Origin of the sequence: Amycolatopsis sp. FU40 (assembly GCF_021903635.1) — a bacterium.
Taxonomy (GTDB): domain Bacteria; phylum Actinomycetota; class Actinomycetes; order Mycobacteriales; family Pseudonocardiaceae; genus Amycolatopsis; species Amycolatopsis dendrobii.
Map to the genome: position 1 here is coordinate 6,775,671 of NZ_CP091381.1, position 18,524 is coordinate 6,794,194.

Here is an 18,524-nt window from a genome sequence, read left to right on the forward strand (position 1 = left end):
TGGCCTACAGTTCTTTCTGACAGCTTGTCATAAAGAACGTCGGGAGGCCTTTGATGACGGTGACCGCGGACCTCGAAGCCAGCCCGTTCTCCGGACAGCTGCGCGCGTCCACGCGGACGGTCCACGACAAGGCCAACCACTCCACGTACATGAACGCGCTGCTCGGCGGCGAACTGACGCTGGCGGGCTACGCGGCGCTGGCCACCCAGTACTACTTCATCTACCAGGCCATCGAACGCGCTGGCGACGCGATGGCCGACGATCCGGTCGGCGGCCAGTTCGTGTTCGAGGAACTGCGCAGGCTGCCCGCGCTGGAACGCGACCTCGCCCGCCTGGTCGGCCCCGGCTGGCGCACCGAGATCGCCCCGCTCGCCTCGACCGAGGCCTACACCGCGCGGATCGCCGAGGCGGCGCGCTGGTCCGGCGGCTTCGTGGCGCACCACTACACCCGCTACCTCGGCGACATCGCGGGCGGCCAGATCATCCGGCGGTTGCTGGAGAAGAAGTTCGACCTCGCCGAGGCGGGCACGCACTTCTACCGCTTCGACGAGATCGGCAGCGCCCCCGCGTTCCGCGACCGCTACCGCGCGAAGCTGGACGAGGCGCCGTGGAACGAGGACGACCGCGCCCGGGTGATCGACGAATCCGTGGTCGCGTTCGAGCACAACGTGGCGGTGTTCGACGAACTGGCCCGCGACCTCGAGCAGTACCGCGACCCGGCGGCATGAGCCGGGTCACAGCGGGTTGACCTCCACCTAGCTTGAAGTACGACGCTCGGTTTCAGAAGGCTCCCGCACGGGAAGCCGCCAAGCAAAACCGCGCGTCGACCAAAGGAGGGCCCATGGCCCGGTACGAGCTGCCCGAACTCGACTACGACTACGGCGCACTCGCGCCCTACATTTCGGGCGAGATCAACGAGCTGCACCACAGCAAGCACCACGCGACCTATGTGAAGGGCGCGAACGACACGCTGGACAAGCTCGCCGCCGCGCGGGAGGCGGGCGATTTCGGCTCGATCGTGGGCCTGGAGACGACGCTGGCGTTCAACCTGGCCGGGCACGCCAACCACGTCGTGTGGTGGAAGATCCTCTCCCCGGAGGGCGGGGACAAGCCGACCGGCGAGCTGGCCGCGGCGATCGACGAGGCGTTCGGCTCGTTCGACAAGTTCAAGGCCCAGTTCACCGCCGTGTCCACCACGATCCAGGGCAACGGGTGGGGCGCGCTGTCGTGGGACCCGATCGGCAAGACGCTGATCACCCAGCAGCTGCGCGACCACCACAACAACCTGATCCTGCCGACCACGCCGATCCTGCTGGTCGACGTGTGGGAGCACGCGTTCTATCTCGACTACAAGAACGTGAAGCCGGACTACGTCAACGCCCTGTGGAACATCTTCAACTGGGCCGAGATCAGCAAGCGCTTCGACAACGCCGTCGCCGGCGGCAACGGCCTCCTGCTCAACTGAGGCCCGGGAGCCCGGCCGGTGAACGGCCGGGCCCCGTATTTCGCTTGACCTGGAGCGCACTAGAGGTGTGAGAGTGGAACCCATGGACGTCGACGCCTACCTCGCTCGCCTGGACCTGCCGGTGCCTCCGGCGGCTGACCTGGCCGCGCTGCGCATGCTGCAGGAGCGGCACCTGATGCACGTCCCGTTCGAGAACCTCAGCGTGCACCTCGGGGAACCCATCGAACTCACTGAAGAAGCACTCTTCGACAAGCTCGTGCGCCACCGTCGCGGCGGATTCTGCTACGAGCTGAACGGTCTTTTCGCCGCCCTGCTGCGAGAGCTGGGCTTCACCGCGACGCTGCACGCGGCTCGCGTCTTCAACGACGCCGGAGTGCCCGGACCGCCGCTGGACCACGCCGCCGTCCTCGTCCAACTCGACGACGAGCAGTACCTGGTCGACGTCGGATTCGGCAAGTTCAGCCGGCAGCCGCTCGCACTGTCCGCGGTCGAGCCGCAGAGCGATCTAGAGGGCGAATACCTCCTCCTGGACGCCCCGTACGGCGACGTGGACGTCCTGCGCGACGGCAAGCCCGAGTACCGCCTCGAACGCCGCCCAAGGCAGCTGTCGGACTTCGCGCCGATGGCGTGGTGGCAGTCGACGTCGCCGCAGTCGCACTTCACGCAGACCCTGACCTGCTCCCGCCCGACTGCCCAAGGCCGCGTGACACTGTCCGGCGACCGGCTGATCGAGACGGTCGACGGCGTGCGCCACGAGGTGCTGCTGCCGAACGACGATGCTGTGCGGATGGCGTACCACGTGTACTTCGGCGTCCGGCTGCGCCGCCTGCCCGTGCGGCCGGGCGAGCATCCGCTGGGGGCCTCCGGCGATGCGCTGACCACCTCGTGAGTGTTTATGGCGGTTAGAACCAGCATGAACACTCACGACGCCCTTGCTCTATCCGGGCCCGCCCCTGACCATGAACAGAGCCCCGCATCCCGGGGTTCCCAGGTTGCGGGGCTCTGTCCGTTCCCGAACTGACTGCCGCTCCCACCACGAAGCGGACATGTATGAGGTTAGCCTAACCTCACCAATCGAGGCAAGACCGTCCCAGCGGAGACCTCAGTCTCACCCTCCCGAGTGACGACGTTCGACGGTCTCCGCTGCCCAGACCAGCCATTACCGCAGGTCAGACCCGTTCCCGGGCCAGGATTCGCAGGCCGTTGCCGAGCCGCCGGGGCATCCGGACGCCGCCGCGGCGGATCAGCACCACCGCGCACACCACCGCCGCGACCGCCGAAACCGCGCCGCCGATGTAGAACGGCGACCGGCCGCCGAACGCGTCGGCCATCCAGCCGGTCATCGGCCCGCCGATCGGGTTGCCGCCGATCAGCACCAGCACGTAGATGCCCATCACGCGGCCGCGCATCTCCGGCGACACCGACGTCTGCACCAGCGCGTTCGCCGTGTTCAGGAAGGTGATCGTGGCGAACCCGAGCGGAATCAAGCCGATCCCGAACGCCAGGTACGTCGGCATGAACGCGGTGATGAACTCGAACGCCCCGAGCAGCGCCGCCGAAACCAGCATCAGCCGCACCCGGGGACGGCTTTTCACGCCGCGCCGCGCGGACGCCAGCGCGCCGGTGAAGGTGCCGACCGCGACGAGCGTCGACAGCAGGCCGTACCCGTCGGCCTGGGTGTGGAAGACGTTCGCGGCGACGATCGGCAGCGACGTGAAATAGGTGATGCCGAACGTGCTGACGAAGAACATCAGCACCATGACGGTCACCAGATCCGGCCGTCCGCGCACATAGCGCAGGCCCTCCATCAGCTGGCCCTTTGCCCGCGGGATCGCCGGGCCGCGGAACAGCTTCGCCGGGTTCATCAGCGCGACCCCGGTGATCACCGCGAGCGTGCTCGCCGCGTTCGCGATGAACAGCCAGCCGGTGCCGACCCAGGTGATCGCGAAGCCGGCGATGGCCGGTCCGACGATGCGGGCCATGTTGAAGATCGACGAGTTGAGCGCGACCGCGTTCGCCACCTGGTCCCGGCCGACCATCTCGGCGACGAACGACTGCCGCGTCGGCACCTCGATCGCCGAGGTCGTCCCGAGCATCACGCACAGCAGGTAGACGTGCCACAGCTGGGCGACGCCGGTCAGGTCGAGCACGCCGAGCAGCACGGCTTGCAGGCAGTTCGCCGCTTGGATGAGCATGAGCAGCTTGCGCTTGTCGACGCGGTCGGCGAGTACGCCCGCCCACAGCGACAGCAGCAGCGTCGGGATGAACTGCAGCGCGACCGCGACGCCGAGCGCCACCGGGTCGTTGCCGGACAGGGTGAACACCAGCCAGTCCTGTGCGATGCGCTGCATCCAGGTGCCGATGTTCGAGATGACCTGGCCGCTGAAGAACAGCCGGTAGTTCCGCACGCGCAGCGACGAGAACATCGTGCGGCGGGTCTTGGATTCCGGGGATTCCGGGGCGGGCTCAGCGGCGGAAGACGATTTCCCGGGCGATGCGGAAGCGGGGCCGGGCGGGGCGGAACCGGACGGCGGCGGTGCCGTGTCCCGGGTAGCAGTGGATTGGGCCGGACATCCTGTTTCGCTACCCGTGGTGGTCACCTGTGCTAGTTCCCCGCCATCCTGTCGATGATCTCCGCGGCTCGGGAGAGCACTTCGAGCTCTTCCTCGCCGAGTTCGGCCAGTTGCCGGTCCAGCCACGCCTCCCGCACCGAGATGGCCTTGCGCACGAACGTGAGCCCGTCGTCGGACAGCTCGACGATGGCCTGGCGGCCGTCGGTCGGGTGCGGCCTGCGCTCGACGAACCCCATCTCCTCGAGCGCGGCGATGACCCTCGTCATCGAGGGCGGCTGGACGCCTTCCTTCGCGGCGAGCTGACCGGGGGTCAGCGGGCCGCACTTGTGCAGGGTGGACAACGCCGCGATCTGCGTGAGCGACACGTCGTCAGCCACCCGCTGTGCCCGGAGCCTGCGGTTGAGCCGCACCACCGCGAGACGCAAGCGGCTCGCCAGTGAACGCTCGTGCGGGTCGCCGGACATATAGTTAGCATACCTCACGACCTGCGGCTCCGGTCTACTCCGGTCAGCTGAGTGCCGCCTGGATCGGCCCGACGGCGAAGTACGCGACGAACGCCACCGCGATCACCCACATCAGCGAGTGCACCTTCCTGGCCTTGCCGGTGACCGCCTGGATCACCACGTAGCTCACGAATCCGGCGCCGATGCCGTTGGCGATCGAGTAGGTGAACGGCATGACCACAATGGTCAGGAACGCGGGCAGTGCGATCTTGAAATCGGTGAAGTCGATGTCACGGACCTGCGCCATCATCAGCGCGCCGACCACGACCAGCGCCGGCGCGGCCGCCTCGACCGGCACGACCTGGTAGAGCGGGGTCAGGAACATCGCGGCGATGAACAGCAGACCGGTCACGACGTTCGCCAGACCGGTCCGCGCGCCCTCCGCGATACCGGACGCGGATTCCACGAACACCGTGTTCGAGCTGGCCGAGCCGAACCCGCCCGCCGCGCCCGCGAGGCCCTCGACGAACAGCGCCTTGCCGACGTTCGGCAGCTGCCCGTCCTTGCCGACCAGTCCGGCTTCCTTGCCGAGGCCGGTCATCGTGCCCATGGCGTCGAAGAAGTCGGCGAGCACGAGGGTGAAGACGAGCAGGACGACGGTGATGATCGGGAGCCTGGTCCACGCGCCGAACGAGACGTCGCCGACCAGCGACAGGTCCGGGAGGCCGACGACCTTCTCCGGCAGCGCCGGGTAGCCGAGGTTCCAGCCCTTCGGATCGGTGCCGTTCGAGGGCCCGGCCTTCACGATCGCTTCGACCGCGATCGCGAGCACCGTCGAGCCGAGCACGCCGATCAGGATCGCGCCCTTGACGCGCTTGGCCACGAGAACCGCGGTGAGCAGCAACCCGACGACGAACACCGCGGTCGGCCACGAGGCGATCGAACCGCCGATGCCGAGCCCGACCGGCACCGTGGTGTGCGCGTCGTCCGGCAGCCTGCGCACGAAGCCGGCGTCGACCAGGCCGATCAGGCAGATGAAGAGCCCGATGCCGACCGCGATCGCGGATTTCAGCGCGGGCGGCACGGCGCGGAACACCGCGGTGCGGAAGCCGGTGAGCACGAGTAGGACGATGATCACGCCCTCGATGACCACCAGGCCCATCGCCTCCGGCCAGCTCATCTGCGGTGCGATGGTGACCGCGAGCAGGCTGTTGATGCCGAGCCCGGTGGCGATGCCGAACGGATAGTTCGCGACGAGACCCATCAGGATCGTCAGCACGCCCGCGACCAGCGCGGTCACCGCCGCGACCTGCGGCACCGGGAGGATGTGGCCGAGCACGTCCTTGTGCGCGGACGGGGTGTCGGCCGCGAAACTGCCGATGATCAGCGGGTTGAGGACCACGATGTAGGCCATCGTCACGAACGTGACCACGCCGCCGCGGATCTCCCGCCCGGTGCTCGACCCGCGTTCGCTGATCCGGAAGAAGCGGTCCAGTGTGGACCCCGCCCGCTCGCGCTGCTCCGCCATTTCCCCGCCTGTCTCGCTGTTTCCGTCCGGGTAAGCTCGCCACCGTGGACGAACCGACCAGTGCACCGGACGCTCCGGCTGCCTTGCGGCACACGCCGGACCTGCCGAAGCGGCTCACCGACCTGACGCCGGTGGTGATCGTAGGTACTGCGCTCTGGCTTGTCGCGCTCGTGGTGCTCTTCTTCACGAGCGAGGGCGTGTGGGTGCAGACGTGCGTAGCGGGGATCGCGCTCGGGTTTATCGGGTTCGGGATTATTTTCTGGCAGCGGGCGGCTGCTCGACGGGGGTCCAAGTCGGCGCAGCGGCTTTAGGACTGGTGAGTGCTGATCACGGTTCTAACCGGGACCAGCACTCACGACCTCAGTTCAGCAACGTCCGCGGCGCCGGGTCTTCCAGCAGCGCTGTGATGCGATAACGCTCGTCCCAGCGATCACTCGCCCACGCGAACGCACGCGCCAGTCCCTCGGACGTGTCCGCCGCGTGCAGCCGGTCGTCCAGCCACCACGGCACCTCCGCCGTTTCCCCTTCGACCGTCACGGTGAGCGGGTCGTGCAGCAGCACCCCGCCGTCCGGCAGTGCGATGCCGAGTTGGTCCGCGGCGAGCGCGAGGGCGGGCAAGTCGGCCCACGCGACGTACTCGCCGGCGCTCTCGACCTCGGCTTTCAGGCTGCTCGCGACCGGGACGTCGAGGAGTTCCGCCAGCCGTTCCGGTTCGACCGGCGCGACCAGGATCTTCGCCGGGTCGAGTGCGGCCGCGACCCATGGCACGTCCAGCACCACGGCTTCCTCGACGACGCTGCCGTCCGCCGCGCGGACTCGCGCGGGGGCGTCGACGTCGGCGATGTCGATCGGGGCGGCCACCAGCGCGGCGTGCGCGCGGGCCACCAAGCCGGGGGTCGGCGTCCGTTGTGCGTCGCCGAGTCGCTCCAGCAGGTCGGTGACGTCTTCCGCGGTCTCCAGGTCCAGTCCGGTCCGGACGCCGGCCGCGCGGAGCAGGTCGTCGTTCAGGTCGAGGTCGGGGACCGGGTCGTACAGGCCAGCCAGCGCGGTCGCCGAGGCGAGCCGCCACGCGCCGGGCGCTTCGCCGGCCAGCAGGGCGTACCGCGCGAGCCACCAGCCCGCGTGGCCGTCCGGGCTGTGCAGTGCCTGCCACGTGTCCGGACGCGACGCGATCAAGCGGAGCGCGTCCGGCCAGGCGTCGTCCGCGACGAGGTCGAGGTCCCGGATGGACACGACAGTCGTCGGTGGTTGCTCGAACGAATCCCACCACTGCTCTTCGTCCGGCAGGTGGTGGTCAGGTTCGTGCGGATCCTCGTCCAGCACGACCGCGAACGAGTCGAGCACCTTCGCCGCGACGAGAGTCCCGGTCGACCAGTCCTCCGCGAATTCCTCGTCCAGCACGGAAAGCGCGCCGCCGGGCTCGAAGACCTCGGGGTCGATGACGTCCAGCAACGGCGAGGTCGGGAGCACCAGCTCGTCCGCGCGGCGCCAGCCGTCCTCCGCGGGCAGCGCCAGCGCGCCGATCCACTCCGGTGCCTGGTCGCCGCAATCGGTGACCAGCCGGAGTACCGCACCGGCGAGGTTCATCCCGTCCAAACCGGACTGAACGTCGGCGACGCTGTGCTCGACCGCGTACTGCAGCTGTTCCGCTTCGAGCAGCTGCCGCGCGTCAGCGTGCTTGGCTCCCAGCAGTTCCAGCAATTGATGCGCCGCGGCCGGGTGCACCAGCCGGAGACCGGGAACGTCCACATCGGACAGAAGTTCGCGGAGTTCACTGCTGCCGTCGACGAGCAGCGCGCCCTTGACACCCGGCAAAGTCCGCCCGTCCGACAACGGGACCGGCAGTCCGTCGAGCTGATTCGCACTGAGCGCGTGACTCTCGACCGCGACCGCCAGCTCCGCGTAGAGCTTCTGCCACCAGTCGGGCTCGCGGTCGATGCCGGTCAGGACTTCGAGGACGTCGCCGATGCTGAGGATGTGCGCGGACACCGGCTTGAGCAGCCGCGGATTCGCCTGCACCAAGCCCGGAATGACGTCAGCCAGCAGCGGAGCCAGTCCGTCGATGTCGAGCACCCGAGCCTGCTGCCCGGAGACCTCCTGACCGTCCACAGTGGCCAGCCAGGGTTCCTGCGCCAGCGAAGCGTAGACCAGATCTTTCAGCTGTGCGTCCACCGCGGACTGTGGGAAACCCGCGGCAGGAACCAGGATCGGCCGATGCTCCGCGGCTACCGCTCGGACCAGATCGACGTATTCGCTCGCCGCTTTCTCCAGCGCGCGGGTGAGCTCCGCACCGGGAAGCACTCGGCGGCGAGACGGCTCCAGCGGCACTTCGGCGATCAGCCGAGCCGGGAGCGAAAGGCCTTCGTCGGTGGGCGTCGGCGCGTGCAGCAGATCGTCTTCGAGGGGCTGCGGTACGCCGTCGGCGTCAACCGGAACCGCCCAGACGCCGTGCTTCAACCAACGCCGTCGTCCGGTCGGCGAGGTGATCTCGACGATCTCTTCGCCGCGTCGAGTCCACTTGCGACCGTCCACTTCGGCCTCAGCGAGCCACGGCAGCGCCAGCAGAAGGTCTTCGATCTCGTTCGCCAGGCCGTCGAGCAGACCCTGCCCGGATTCCTTCAGCGGCAACCGCACTTCGGTGGCGAATCCGTCCGCCGGCTGCTCCGTGATGGGAAACGGCAACCGCAGCACCGGAACGTCGCCGTCCCGGCCGGATTCCTCCCGGGTGCGCTGCGCGGAAAACGCGACCCCGCCCGAGGCCGAAACCACCCGAGGCTCGTCAGTGACGGTCAGGACGGCCGCGAATCCGACCCCGAACCGGCCGACGGTGCCTTCCTTGGCCGACGCCCGCAACGACGCCAGCGATTCGACCCCTCGGGTGTCCAGCGGCGCGCCGGTGTTGGCGAACCGCAGTTCACCGTCCACAACGGACACTCGGATCCGGCCCGGGGCACCCGCGATTTGCGCGGCGTCGGCGGCGTTTTGTGCCAGTTCGACGAACAACCGGTCGCGGTAAGCGCCGACGCGCAGGTCGCGTTCCGAGTTGGTGTCCTCAGTGAAGCGGGTGGGCGAATCGCGCCAGGCGCTCAGCACCGATTCCCGCAGCCGGACTGTCCCGAAAGGATCAGCCGCTCCCCCAGCGACCTCGTTCACCGGAGGACATCGCTCCCGTCGGAGTCGTCCTGCTTCGCGGTGTCGTCCTCGGCCGGAGCCGCATCGGCACTCGCCTCGACGACCACTTCAGCAGCGGTGCCGGCCGCCGAAGCCTCGACGACGTCCGCGCCCTCGACCGGCTCGGCAGTCGCGTTCTCGACCGGCTCCCCGGCCGCAGACTCCTCGGCAACCGGTTCGACGGCGTCCGAAGGAACGTCCGAAGCCGCCTCAGCGGCAGCCTCCTCGACCGCCACCTCCGCGGCCGCCTCCGGCTCCACCACCGCGACCGCGGCGGTCTCCTCGGCAGCCGCAGCCGCCGCCTCTTCCACCACCGCGGGGTCCGCGACGACGCCCGGCTCGGGAGCAGCCTCCGGAACCGGCGTGAAGTCGATCAGCGAATCGTCGTAAACCAGCTCCGCGACCGGAACCGAGGACGTCACCTCGACCCGCACCTCCGAGTGCGCGCCGCACCCGTAAGCCACGTCCACGACGTGCCCGTCCGCGGGCGCGATGTCGTTCGTGCACGCCCCGAAGGCAGCCCGCAACGAACCCGCCAGCGGCACGAAGAACCCACAGGTCCCGCAGGTCGCGGGCGCGCTGCGGGCCATGTCCGAACGGGGGCCGAACTCGCCTCCGTGCCAGCGCGCGGCCGCGTCCAGCCTGCCGTAGCGCGAGAGCACCTGAACCCGGCCGAGGCCGACCTCGTGCGCCGCTTCCTCGACAGCCGGGTCGTCCGACTGGAGGTACGCGGGCGAGAGGCGCGGGTCGTCCTTGTCCGCGGGGAACAGGTCGCCGACGCCGAGGTCTCCGGCGCGCACCCGCTGCTCCCACGGCACCCAAGCGGGCGCGACCAAGGCCTCCGGGCCCGGCTGCAGCACCAGCTCGCTCACCGTGACCGGCTCGTCCGGCCCGGCCACCGCGACGGTGACCGACCAGCGCCAGCCGCGATATCCGGGCACCGAGGCTTCGAACAGGTGGCTCGCGGAGACCGCGTCCTCGCGCTCCACGCCGACGTGCTGGCCGACCTGGTCAGCGGGTGCTTCCGCCAGCACGGCCTCCCGCGCCGCCTCGACGGCGTCCGCGAGCTTCCGGTGGAGAGAGCCGTCGTCCAGGGTCAACAGCAGCGTCATACCCCCAATTGTGCCGCACGCATCCGCGCCGCCCGTGCCAGGCTGTTCCTCGTGCGAACCCGGATCGTCTGGCCCCTGGTGGCCGCCGCCCTGCTCGGCGGATGCGCGGGCACCCAAGCCGCGCCCGCCCAGCCCGAACAGCTCACCGTTCAGGTGCTCGAAACGCTGCCGCACGACTCGGCCGCCTTCACCGAAGGGCTCGAGTACTCCGGCACGACGCTGTACGAGAGTCGCGGGCTCGAAGGCAAGTCCGCGCTCACCGCGGGCCCGGCCGGCGGAGCACCAGCCAAACAGGTGACGGTGCCGTCGCCGCTGTTCGCCGAGGGCCTCACGGTGCTCGGGCCGAAGCTGTGGCAGCTGACCTGGCGCGACGGAATCGCGATCGAACGCGACTCCCAGACGCTCGCCGAACTGCGGCGCGTTCGCTACGACGGCGAGGGCTGGGGACTGTGCCACCAGCCCGACGAGCGGCTGGTGATGAGCAACGGGTCGTCCAAGCTCACGTTCCGTGATCCGCAAACGTTTGCGGTCACCGGTTCCGTCGAGGTAGGCCAGGATCAGCTGAACGAACTGGAGTGCGTCGGCGACACCGTCTACGCGAACGTCTGGCAGACCGACACCATTCTGCGCATCGACGCCGCTACCGGACGGATCACCGCGAAGATCGACGCCAGCAGGCTTCGCACGTCCGCCCGGCCCGGCGAGGACGTGCTGAACGGCATCGCCGCGATCCCGGGCACCGACGAATTCCTTCTGACCGGAAAGCTGTGGCAGTCGTCGTTCCGCGTGAAGTTCGTCCCGGAAAATCAGCGAACCGGCACGTGAGCGGGCGGGGCGGGACCCCGATGAGGCAGGATTGAACCGTGGCCCTCTTCAGCTCTCGCTCCGGTTCCGACAGCCCCCTCGGCGGGCAGTCGGGCAAAGGCCGTGGGAAGAAGAAGCGCCGCTGGACTCCCGAGCCCGGCGCGGCGCAAGCCCGCTCGTGGCGCGACACCCCGCCGACCCGGGTCGATCCGGCCGTTGACCAGCGTGTTCGCCAGGCTCCGCCGGCGTACGCGCCGGAGCCGCCGCGGGCCCGACCGGAGCGCATCCCGGCCGAACCGCCGCGCGGGCGGCCGGCCGAACCGCGGACCGAGCACGTCGATCAGCGTCCTCCCCGCGGTTATCCCCGAGGCCCGGAGCCGCGCAGCGCCTTCTACGACGACGCACCGCCGTTTCAGCCGAACGCCGACGAAGCGCCCACCGGTGCCGTCCCGATGGGACACCGCCCGCCGCCGCCCCCGCGCGGCGCCCGGCCGTACCCGCCGCGCGACCACCGCACCGAGCCCGTCCACCCGCGGCCGTACGACGACCGTCCCGGCAGCGCCGGCTACGAGCACTACGACACCGGCGGCTACGCGGGCGAGCCGCGCGTCGAAGAAGAGCAGGACGAAGCCTTCAACACCACCGCCGTCGCTGGCGCGGGGTCGGTTCCGAAGCTGCCGAAAAAGCTCACCGTCACGCGCGTCGCCGCGCTGCGCAGCCGTCAGCTGAGCGGGCAGGCGATCGGCGCGTTCCAGCGCGCCACCAAGGCAGACGGCGCGGACAAGTCCGGCCTCACCTCGCTGATGTACGCGGTGATGCTGAACTACGCCAGCGACGCCGCGATGGCGATCGCACTGGCCAACACCCTGTTCTTCGCCGCGACCAGCGGCGAGAGCAAGGGCAAGGTCGCGCTGTACCTGCTGATCACGATCGCGCCGTTCGCGCTCGTCGCGCCGGTGATCGGCCCGGCGCTGGACCGGATCCAGCGCGGCCGGCGGCTCGCGATGTGCGTGTCGTCGCTCGGACAGGGCCTGATGGCAGTCGTGATGGCGCTGCACTTCGACGACTGGCTGCTGTACCCGGCGGCGCTCGGGATGATGGTGCTGTCGAAGTCGTTCACCGTGCTGAAGGCGGCGGTCACGCCGCGCGTGGTGCCGCCGGAGATCACGCTGTCGAAAACCAACGCGCGGATCACCGTGTTCGGCCTGATCGCGGGCGGCGTGTTCGGCGCGCTGGCCAGCGGTGTGAGCAGCCTCTCCAACTCCTCCGGCGCGCTGTGGTTCACCGCGGTGATCTGCGTGGCCGCGGCCGTGCAGTCGATGCGGATCCCGTCGTGGGTCGAGGTGACCGAAGGCGAGGTCCCGACGTCGCTGTCCGCGCGGCCGGAGCCGAAGCAGAAACGGCAGCGCCAGCCGATGGGACGGCACATCGTCGTTGCCTTGTGGGGCAACGGTTCCGTCCGCGTGCTGACCGGGTTCCTGATGATGTTCGCCGCTTTCGCGGTGAAGGCGCAGACCGAACACGCCGGGCACAGCCCGTTCGTGCAGTTGCTGTTGCTGGGCATCATCGGCGCGGCGGCAGGCGTCGGCGGATTCGTCGGCAACGCACTGGGTTCGCGGCTGCACTTCGGTTCGGCGGACCAGGTGATCGTGGCCTGTGTGGCGGCGTGCGTCGTGACGACGCTGATCGCGACGCTGCTGCCCGGCCTCGCCACCGCGGCGATCGTCGGTCTCATCGGCGCGACGGCCAGCGCGCTGGCGAAGATCAGCCTCGACGCGGTGATCCAGGAAGACCTGCCGGAGCAGTCGCGCGCCTCGGCGTTCGGGCGTTCGGAGACGGTGCTGCAGCTGTCGTGGTGCATGGGCGGCGCGGTCGGGCTGCTGCTGCCGCCGACCTACTGGATCGGCTTCCTGGTCGTGACGCTCTTGCTCGCGGTCGGCCTGACGCAGACGTTCCTGGTGCAGCGCGGCGGTTCACTGCTGCCCGGCCTCGGCGGCAATCGCCCATTGCGCCCAGAGCCGACCGGCAGCTTCCCCGCTCCGGGGCCCGCGCGAGGCCGCCGGTAATCTCGGGCCATGCGACGTTCCCGGGTGGTGGCCGTGCTCGCGGCCGGTGGTTTCGCGGTGGCCGGCTGTTCCGCGCCGGGCCCGGCCGAGGTGACTTTCTACGCCGACGGCCACACGATCAACGTCGCCCCGATCGGCAACTGCGACATCAAATCCGGCGTGTGCGCGGCCAACCCCGGCGCGACCGGCAAGCTCAAGGTACGGCCGGGCCGGTCGGTGCAGATCTCGGTGCCGAAGGAGATCGCCGAGACGCCGTGGAAGGTCACCGTGCAGTACGTGAACGGCAAGGGCGAGCCCCAGCCGCTCAAGGAGGACATCATCACCTCCCGCGACCGCTACGCCTACACCGCGACGCCGCCCGCGAAGGACGACCAGATCGTGGTGGTCGAGATCGCGCAGGCGTCGGTGATCAGCCGCACCGGCGACCCGAACGACGCCGAAGCGGTCACGACGGCGCTGTGGTCGCTGCAGGTACAGCCTGCTTGATCCGGCCAAAGCCGTGAAGGGCTCCGCGCGGGGAGATTCCCGCACGGAGCCCTTCACGGTTTCAAGCGGTGGCGTGACTGATCACGGGTCGAGGTCGCGCGCGACCGCCCGCATGATCTCCGCGATCTGCTTGGTGTTCTTGCGATCCGGGTACCGGTTGCGCCGCAGGTCCGGCTGGACCTTCAGCTCCAGCAGCTTGATCATGTCCTCGACGAGGCCGTGCAACTCCTCCGCGGGACGGCGGCGCGCCTCGGCGACCGACGGCGGCGGGTCCAGCAGCCGGACGGAGAGCGCCTGCGGTCCGCGCCTGCCGTCGGCCACGCCGAACTCGAGCCGCTGCCCGGCTTTCAGGCCCTCCACGCCGTGGGGCAGCGCGGCCTTGCGGATGTAGACGTCCGCACCGCCGTCTTGTGTGACGAAGCCGAACCCCTTCTCCGCGTCGTACCACTTGACCTTGCCGGTCGGCACTTCCCTCACCAGTCCTTCTGCTGTGCAGGTCACGACGAACGCGCCCCGAGCGATCTCGAGGCGCGCGTCCGACAAGCGTATCTCGCCACAGGCGCTGGGGAGAAGCGGATAGTCCCGTTACTCTCACCCCATGGAGAACGCAGCGAAGCAGACCGGCAAACCGATCCTCATGCGGCTCGGCATCGGCCTGTTCGCCATCGGCATGCTCGCGGTGGCGACGGTGTTCGTGATGTTCGCCGCCGGGCTCGAGAACCTGCCGGTGTGGCTCAGCGCGGCCGCCGGGGTGATCACCCCGCTCGGCCTGCTCCTCGGCCTGATCGCGCTGATCCAGGAAGCCCGCGCCGGAAAGCACGGCTGACCAGCGCTTACACCGCGGTCTCCACGAACGTCCTGGCAAACCACTCCGGGAACTCGACCAGCGAGTCGAACACCATGTCCGCTCCCTCGGCGGCCAACTCCTCGCGGGTGCACGGCCCGGTCGCCACGGCAACGGATACCGCGTTGGCCGCTCGCGCGCCCCGTACGTCGCCGAGGTGATCGCCGACGTACGCCCGTGCCTCGTGTTCCAGCAGGGCCGCCGCCTTCTGCGTGGACCACAGCTCGCCCACCAGCGCGTCGACCTTCATGCCCAGCGCGTCGAGGTGCATTTGCGCGTTGGGCCCGTACTTGCCGGTGACCACGACCGTTCGCCCGCCCGCCGCCCGGACCGCCTCCAGCGCCTCGGCCGCGCCGGGCAGCGCGACTGTGCTCGGCACGACCGTTTCCGGGTACAGCTCGCGGAACTGCCAGATCAGCTCGGGAATCCGGTCTTCGGGCGCGCCGAACTCGCGCAGCGCCTGATCGAGCGGCGGTCCGAGGTTCGAGGCGAACGCCTCTCCGTCGAACGGCAGCCCGGACTTCTTGCCGAGCGCGTTCATCGCCGCGACCATGCCCGGCCGCGGGTCGATCAATGTCATGTCGAGGTCGAACCCCACCGTGATGCCCACGTCCCACACGGTAGCCGTCCGCACCGACAAATCCGGCGCGCATTTGTACACGTGCACCATCCAGGTAAAGGTTCTTGACACAGATTCAGTCTGTGTCAAGCTGACGGTGTGACCAGCTTCACCGAGCGGACCAAGGCGACGCTTCGCGAGACGCTGCTGGACGCGGCCGCGGACCTGCTCCCCGACCGCGGCCATCAGGGCCTCCGGATGGCCGACGTAGCCGCGAAAGCCGGGGTCAGCAGGCAGACGGTCTACAACGAGTTCGGCAGCAAGGCGGCGCTCACGCAGGCCGTCGCGCTGCGCGTCGCGGCGGAATTCCTCGACGGCATCCGGTGCCGCTTCGAGGACGCCGAGAGTTTGCTCACGGGCATCCGCGGCGCGGTCGTCTACACGATCGAACACGCCAGGGAGAACCGGCTGATCGCCGCTGCGCTCGGCACCGAAGCCGGCGAGGATCTGCTCCCCCTGCTGACCTCGCGCGGCGAGCCGATCCTCACCGCGTCGGCCGAACTCGCGGCGCAGCAGTACCTCGCGCTCGAACCCCGGCTCAGCCCGGAGGCCGCCGCGCTGCTCGCCGAAACGGTGGTCCGGCTCTCGCTGAGCCACCTGGTGCTGCCGACGCATTCCGCGGCCGAGGCCGCCGAGTCGGTCCTCGCGGTGCTCGCCCCCGCCATCGACCAATTCGTCCACAATGGAGTGAAACGAGAGGGCCAGTCATGACCGAGACGCTTCCGGAGCTGCGCAGCGGATTCTCGTCCCTGCGCAAGGGCGGGCTGAACTGGGACTCGTTCCCGTTGCGGCTGTTCGTCAAGGGCAACAAGAAGTTCTGGAACCCGGCGGACCTCGATTTCAGCAAGGAACGAGAGGGCTGGGAAAGCCTGACACCCGAGCAGCAGCGCTCGACCACCTATCTCGTGGCGCAGTTCATCGCGGGCGAGGAAGCGGTGACCGAGGACATCCAGCCGTTCATGCGCGCGATGTCGTCGACCGGCCGATTCGGCGACGAGATGTACCTGACGCAGTTCTGTTTCGAGGAAGCCAAGCACGTCGAGGTCTTCCGGCGCTGGATGGACGCCGTCGGACTGGACGACGACCTGCATTCCTACGTCGCGGAAAACCCGCACTACCGCAAGCTTTTCTACGAGGAGCTGCCGCAGTCGCTGCGCGCGCTGGAGGCCGACCCCAGTCCGCTCAACCAGATCCGCGCGAGCGTGACGTACAACCACGTGATCGAAGGCAGCCTCGCGCTCACCGGCTACTACTCGTGGCAGCTGATCTGCACGCAGAACCAGATCCTGCCGGGAATGCAGGAATTGGTGCGCCGCATCGGCGACGACGAACGCCGCCACATGGCGTGGGGCACGTTCACCTGCCGGCGGCACGTCGCCGCGGACGACGCGATGTGGGACGCCGTGCAGGAACGCATGGGCGAACTGCTGCCGCACGCGCTCGGCATGATCCAGTGGGTGCAGGACCAATTCGAGGAAGTCCCGTTCGACAACGATCCCGAGGAATTGATCCAGTACGCCGCCGACCGCGCCCAGCGCCGCCTCGGTGCGATCGAATCCGCACGGGGCACGCCGGTCGAGCAGATCGACCTCGACTACTCGCCTGAGCAGCTCGAGGACACCTTCGGCGAGGAAGACGAGAAGGCCCTCGCCGAAGCCGCCGCAGCCGCCTCCGCCTGACCTGCTCGTGAGTGTTCATGCCGGTTCCAACCGGCATGAACACTCACGAGGCTCACGCGTGCTGCTGCGATGCCGCCTGCTCCAGCCCCAGCAAAGTCACCGACTGCTGTCGCATTTCGACCTTGCGCACCTTCCCGGTCACCGTCATCGGGAATTCCTCGACCACGTGGATATAACGCGGGATCTTGTAATGCGCCAGCTTGCCCTGGCAGAACTCGCGCACCGCTTCCGTGGTCAGCGGCTGCGCGCCCTCGCGCATCCGGATCCAGGCCATCAATTCCTCGCCGTACTTGACGTCCGGCACGCCGATCACCTGCGCGTCCAGCACGTCCGGATGCGTGTAGAGGAATTCCTCGATCTCGCGCGGGTAGATGTTCTCGCCGCCGCGGATCACCATGTCCTTGATCCGGCCGGTGATGTTGACGTAGCCCTCGTCGTCCATGATCGCGAGGTCGCCGGTGTGCATCCAGCGCGCGGCGTCGATCGCCTCGGCGGTCTTTTCCGGTTCCTCCCAATAGCCGAGCATCACCGAATAACCGCGGGTGCACAATTCGCCGGGGGTGCCGCGCGGCACGGTCAGCCCGGTTTCCGGATCGACCACTTTGGACTCCAGATGCGGGCCGACCCGGCCGACCGTGGACACCCGGCGCTCCACCGAATCGTCAGCGCGGGTCTGCGTGGACACCGGCGACGTCTCGGTCATGCCGTAGCAAATGGACACCTCGGTCATCCCCATCCGGTCGATGACCTGCTTCATCACCTCGACCGGGCACGGCGATCCGGCCATGATGCCGGTGCGCAGCGAGCCGAGGTCGAACGTCTCGAACTCGGGGTGGTTCAACTCGGCGATGAACATCGTCGGCACGCCGTAGAGCGACGTGCAGCGTTCGGCGGCGACCGCGGCGAGCGTGGCCTTCGGGTCGAACGCCGGGGCCGGGATGACCATGCACGAACCGTGACTCGTACACGCGAGATTGCCCATCACCATGCCGAAGCAGTGGTAGAAGGGCACCGGGATGCAGACCCGGTCCTCCTCGGTGTAGTTGCACAGCTCGCCGACGAAATAGCCGTTGTTGAGGATGTTGTGGTGGCTGAGCGTCGCGCCCTTGGGGAAACCGGTGGTGCCGCTCGTGTACTGGATGTTGATCGGATCGTCCGCGGACAGCCCGGCCTGCAGCTGCGCGAGCCGCGCCGGGTCGCCGCCGCGGCCGGACTCCATCAGGTCGGTCCACGACGAGGCGCCGAGCAGCACGACCGCTTCCAGACCGGGGCAGTTCGGCCGGACCTCCTCGATCATCGCCCCGTAGTCGGACGTCTTGAACTTGTCCGCGGCCACGAGCATCCGGATGCCCGCCTGGTTGAGCACGTACTGCAGTTCGTGCGAGCGGTACGCCGGGTTGATGTTGACCAGGATCGCGCCGATTTTCGCTGTCGCGTACTGGAGGAACGTCCATTCCGCCCGGTTCGGCGACCAGATGCCGACGCGGTCGCCCTTGCCGATGCCCGACGCCAGCAGCCCGTGCGCGAGGGTGTCGACCTCGGCGGCGAGTTCGCGGTAGGTCCAGCGGGAGCCCGCCTCACGGTCGACGAGTGCGTCCCGGTCGCCGAACGCGGCCACCGTGCGGTCGAAATTGTCCCCGATCGTGTCGCCGAGCAGGGGGACGCTGGAGGTCCCGGAGGCGTAACTCGGCAGTGCAGGCGCGTCAGGCATGGGTGCCTCCCGTGGCGGTCTTC

At 69.1% G+C, this 18,524-nt stretch carries 18 protein-coding genes; 10 read left to right on the plus strand and 8 right to left on the minus strand.

The features are described 5' to 3' along the window. Positions 1-53 precede the first annotated feature (53 nt). The 3 genes from L3Q65_RS31770 to L3Q65_RS31780 all read left to right on the plus strand — a co-directional run bounded on the left by L3Q65_RS31770 (position 54) and on the right by L3Q65_RS31780 (position 2,354). Positions 54-728, plus strand: coding sequence for a heme oxygenase (biliverdin-producing) (locus L3Q65_RS31770; protein WP_237597389.1), 675 nt, complete (start codon positions 54-56; stop codon positions 726-728). A 113-nt stretch (positions 729-841) separates the two neighbouring features. After that, the gene (locus L3Q65_RS31775) at positions 842-1,465 is read left to right on the plus strand and encodes a superoxide dismutase (protein WP_182896737.1); all 624 of its coding nucleotides are present in this window, start codon (positions 842-844) and stop codon (positions 1,463-1,465) included. An 82-nt stretch (positions 1,466-1,547) separates the two neighbouring features. Continuing rightward, positions 1,548-2,354 (plus strand): arylamine N-acetyltransferase, encoded by an 807-nt coding sequence (locus L3Q65_RS31780; RefSeq protein WP_182896736.1) that lies wholly within the window; start codon positions 1,548-1,550, stop codon positions 2,352-2,354. Between the two features lie 280 nt (positions 2,355-2,634). Here the strand turns inward: L3Q65_RS31780 and L3Q65_RS31785 are convergent, their stop codons facing one another. From L3Q65_RS31785 to L3Q65_RS31795, 3 genes are all read right to left on the minus strand, one after another. Further along, entirely contained in the window at positions 2,635-3,891 is a 1,257-nt protein-coding gene (locus L3Q65_RS31785) for an MFS transporter (protein ID WP_237597390.1), read from the minus strand. A gap of 179 nt (positions 3,892-4,070) precedes the next feature. Next, positions 4,071-4,502 (minus strand): MarR family winged helix-turn-helix transcriptional regulator, encoded by a 432-nt coding sequence (locus tag L3Q65_RS31790; protein WP_037807762.1) that lies wholly within the window; start codon positions 4,500-4,502, stop codon positions 4,071-4,073. 43 nt (positions 4,503-4,545) lie between these two features. Further along, positions 4,546-6,009: an NCS2 family permease gene (locus L3Q65_RS31795; protein WP_237597391.1), complete on the minus strand. Its 1,464-nt coding sequence runs from the start codon at positions 6,007-6,009 to the stop codon at positions 4,546-4,548. A gap of 83 nt (positions 6,010-6,092) precedes the next feature. Between L3Q65_RS31795 and L3Q65_RS31800 the strand changes: the two genes are divergently transcribed. After that, on the plus strand, positions 6,093-6,320 hold the full coding sequence (locus L3Q65_RS31800; protein WP_182896749.1) for a DUF2530 domain-containing protein: 228 nt from the start codon (positions 6,093-6,095) through the stop codon (positions 6,318-6,320). 49 nt (positions 6,321-6,369) lie between these two features. Here the strand turns inward: L3Q65_RS31800 and L3Q65_RS31805 are convergent, their stop codons facing one another. Next, a complete protein-coding gene (locus tag L3Q65_RS31805; protein WP_237597392.1) occupies positions 6,370-9,162 on the minus strand; it encodes a sacsin N-terminal ATP-binding-like domain-containing protein in 2,793 nt (930 codons plus the stop codon). Continuing rightward, a complete protein-coding gene (locus tag L3Q65_RS31810; RefSeq protein ID WP_182896732.1) occupies positions 9,159-10,292 on the minus strand; it encodes a DUF3027 domain-containing protein in 1,134 nt (377 codons plus the stop codon). The genes L3Q65_RS31805 and L3Q65_RS31810 overlap by 4 nt, the downstream gene beginning before the upstream one ends. Positions 10,293-10,343: 51 nt before the next feature. Here L3Q65_RS31810 and L3Q65_RS31815 point away from each other — a divergent pair, with 51 nt between their 5' ends. From L3Q65_RS31815 to L3Q65_RS31825, 3 genes are read left to right on the plus strand one after another with little or no spacing between them, the layout of a single operon-like run. After that, a complete protein-coding gene (locus tag L3Q65_RS31815; protein WP_237597393.1) occupies positions 10,344-11,117 on the plus strand; it encodes a glutaminyl-peptide cyclotransferase in 774 nt (257 codons plus the stop codon). Between the two features lie 38 nt (positions 11,118-11,155). Then, on the plus strand, positions 11,156-13,162 hold the full coding sequence (locus tag L3Q65_RS31820) for an MFS transporter (protein ID WP_237597394.1): 2,007 nt from the start codon (positions 11,156-11,158) through the stop codon (positions 13,160-13,162). 9 nt (positions 13,163-13,171) lie between these two features. Further along, positions 13,172-13,648 carry a DUF2771 family protein gene (locus tag L3Q65_RS31825; protein WP_037807782.1) on the plus strand — a complete coding sequence of 159 codons (477 nt, stop codon included), beginning with the start codon at positions 13,172-13,174 and terminating at the stop codon, positions 13,646-13,648. Between the two features lie 81 nt (positions 13,649-13,729). Here L3Q65_RS31825 and L3Q65_RS31830 read toward each other — a convergent pair whose 3' ends face one another. Then, positions 13,730-14,116 (minus strand): cold-shock protein, encoded by a 387-nt coding sequence (locus L3Q65_RS31830; RefSeq protein ID WP_037718500.1) that lies wholly within the window; start codon positions 14,114-14,116, stop codon positions 13,730-13,732. 130 nt (positions 14,117-14,246) lie between these two features. Between L3Q65_RS31830 and L3Q65_RS31835 the strand changes: the two genes are divergently transcribed. Further along, a complete protein-coding gene (locus tag L3Q65_RS31835) occupies positions 14,247-14,474 on the plus strand; it encodes a hypothetical protein (protein ID WP_067594726.1) in 228 nt (75 codons plus the stop codon). A gap of 7 nt (positions 14,475-14,481) precedes the next feature. On the opposite strand, the gene L3Q65_RS31840 is transcribed toward L3Q65_RS31835, so the two are convergent. Next, entirely contained in the window at positions 14,482-15,102 is a 621-nt protein-coding gene (locus L3Q65_RS31840; RefSeq protein ID WP_182896748.1) for an HAD family hydrolase, read from the minus strand. 108 nt (positions 15,103-15,210) lie between these two features. Here L3Q65_RS31840 and L3Q65_RS31845 point away from each other — a divergent pair, with 108 nt between their 5' ends. Together L3Q65_RS31845 and L3Q65_RS31850 are read left to right on the plus strand one after the other, a co-directional pair. Next, on the plus strand, positions 15,211-15,822 hold the full coding sequence (locus L3Q65_RS31845; RefSeq protein WP_182896729.1) for a TetR/AcrR family transcriptional regulator: 612 nt from the start codon (positions 15,211-15,213) through the stop codon (positions 15,820-15,822). Further along, positions 15,819-16,790: a R2-like ligand-binding oxidase gene (locus tag L3Q65_RS31850; RefSeq protein ID WP_182896728.1), complete on the plus strand. Its 972-nt coding sequence runs from the start codon at positions 15,819-15,821 to the stop codon at positions 16,788-16,790. Before L3Q65_RS31845 ends, L3Q65_RS31850 begins: the two co-directional genes overlap by 4 nt. Before the next feature lie 52 nt (positions 16,791-16,842). Here L3Q65_RS31850 and L3Q65_RS31855 read toward each other — a convergent pair whose 3' ends face one another. Continuing rightward, entirely contained in the window at positions 16,843-18,501 is a 1,659-nt protein-coding gene (locus L3Q65_RS31855; protein ID WP_237597395.1) for an AMP-binding protein, read from the minus strand. Positions 18,502-18,524 lie beyond the last annotated feature (23 nt).

Coding starts and splice junctions, on each gene's coding strand:
- L3Q65_RS31775 (WP_182896737.1), top strand. CDS start 842: ATGGCCCGGTACGAGCTGCCCGAACTCGACTACGACTACGGCGCACTC.
- L3Q65_RS31770 (WP_237597389.1), top strand. CDS start 54: ATGACGGTGACCGCGGACCTCGAAGCCAGCCCGTTCTCCGGACAGCTG.
- L3Q65_RS31780 (WP_182896736.1), top strand. CDS start 1,548: ATGGACGTCGACGCCTACCTCGCTCGCCTGGACCTGCCGGTGCCTCCG.
- L3Q65_RS31835 (WP_067594726.1), top strand. CDS start 14,247: ATGGAGAACGCAGCGAAGCAGACCGGCAAACCGATCCTCATGCGGCTC.
- L3Q65_RS31790 (WP_037807762.1), bottom strand. CDS start 4,502: ATGTCCGGCGACCCGCACGAGCGTTCACTGGCGAGCCGCTTGCGTCTC.
- L3Q65_RS31825 (WP_037807782.1), top strand. CDS start 13,172: ATGCGACGTTCCCGGGTGGTGGCCGTGCTCGCGGCCGGTGGTTTCGCG.
- L3Q65_RS31795 (WP_237597391.1), bottom strand. CDS start 6,009: ATGGCGGAGCAGCGCGAGCGGGCGGGGTCCACACTGGACCGCTTCTTC.
- L3Q65_RS31850 (WP_182896728.1), top strand. CDS start 15,819: ATGACCGAGACGCTTCCGGAGCTGCGCAGCGGATTCTCGTCCCTGCGC.
- L3Q65_RS31810 (WP_182896732.1), bottom strand. CDS start 10,292: ATGACGCTGCTGTTGACCCTGGACGACGGCTCTCTCCACCGGAAGCTC.
- L3Q65_RS31855 (WP_237597395.1), bottom strand. CDS start 18,501: ATGCCTGACGCGCCTGCACTGCCGAGTTACGCCTCCGGGACCTCCAGC.
- L3Q65_RS31785 (WP_237597390.1), bottom strand. CDS start 3,891: ATGTTCTCGTCGCTGCGCGTGCGGAACTACCGGCTGTTCTTCAGCGGC.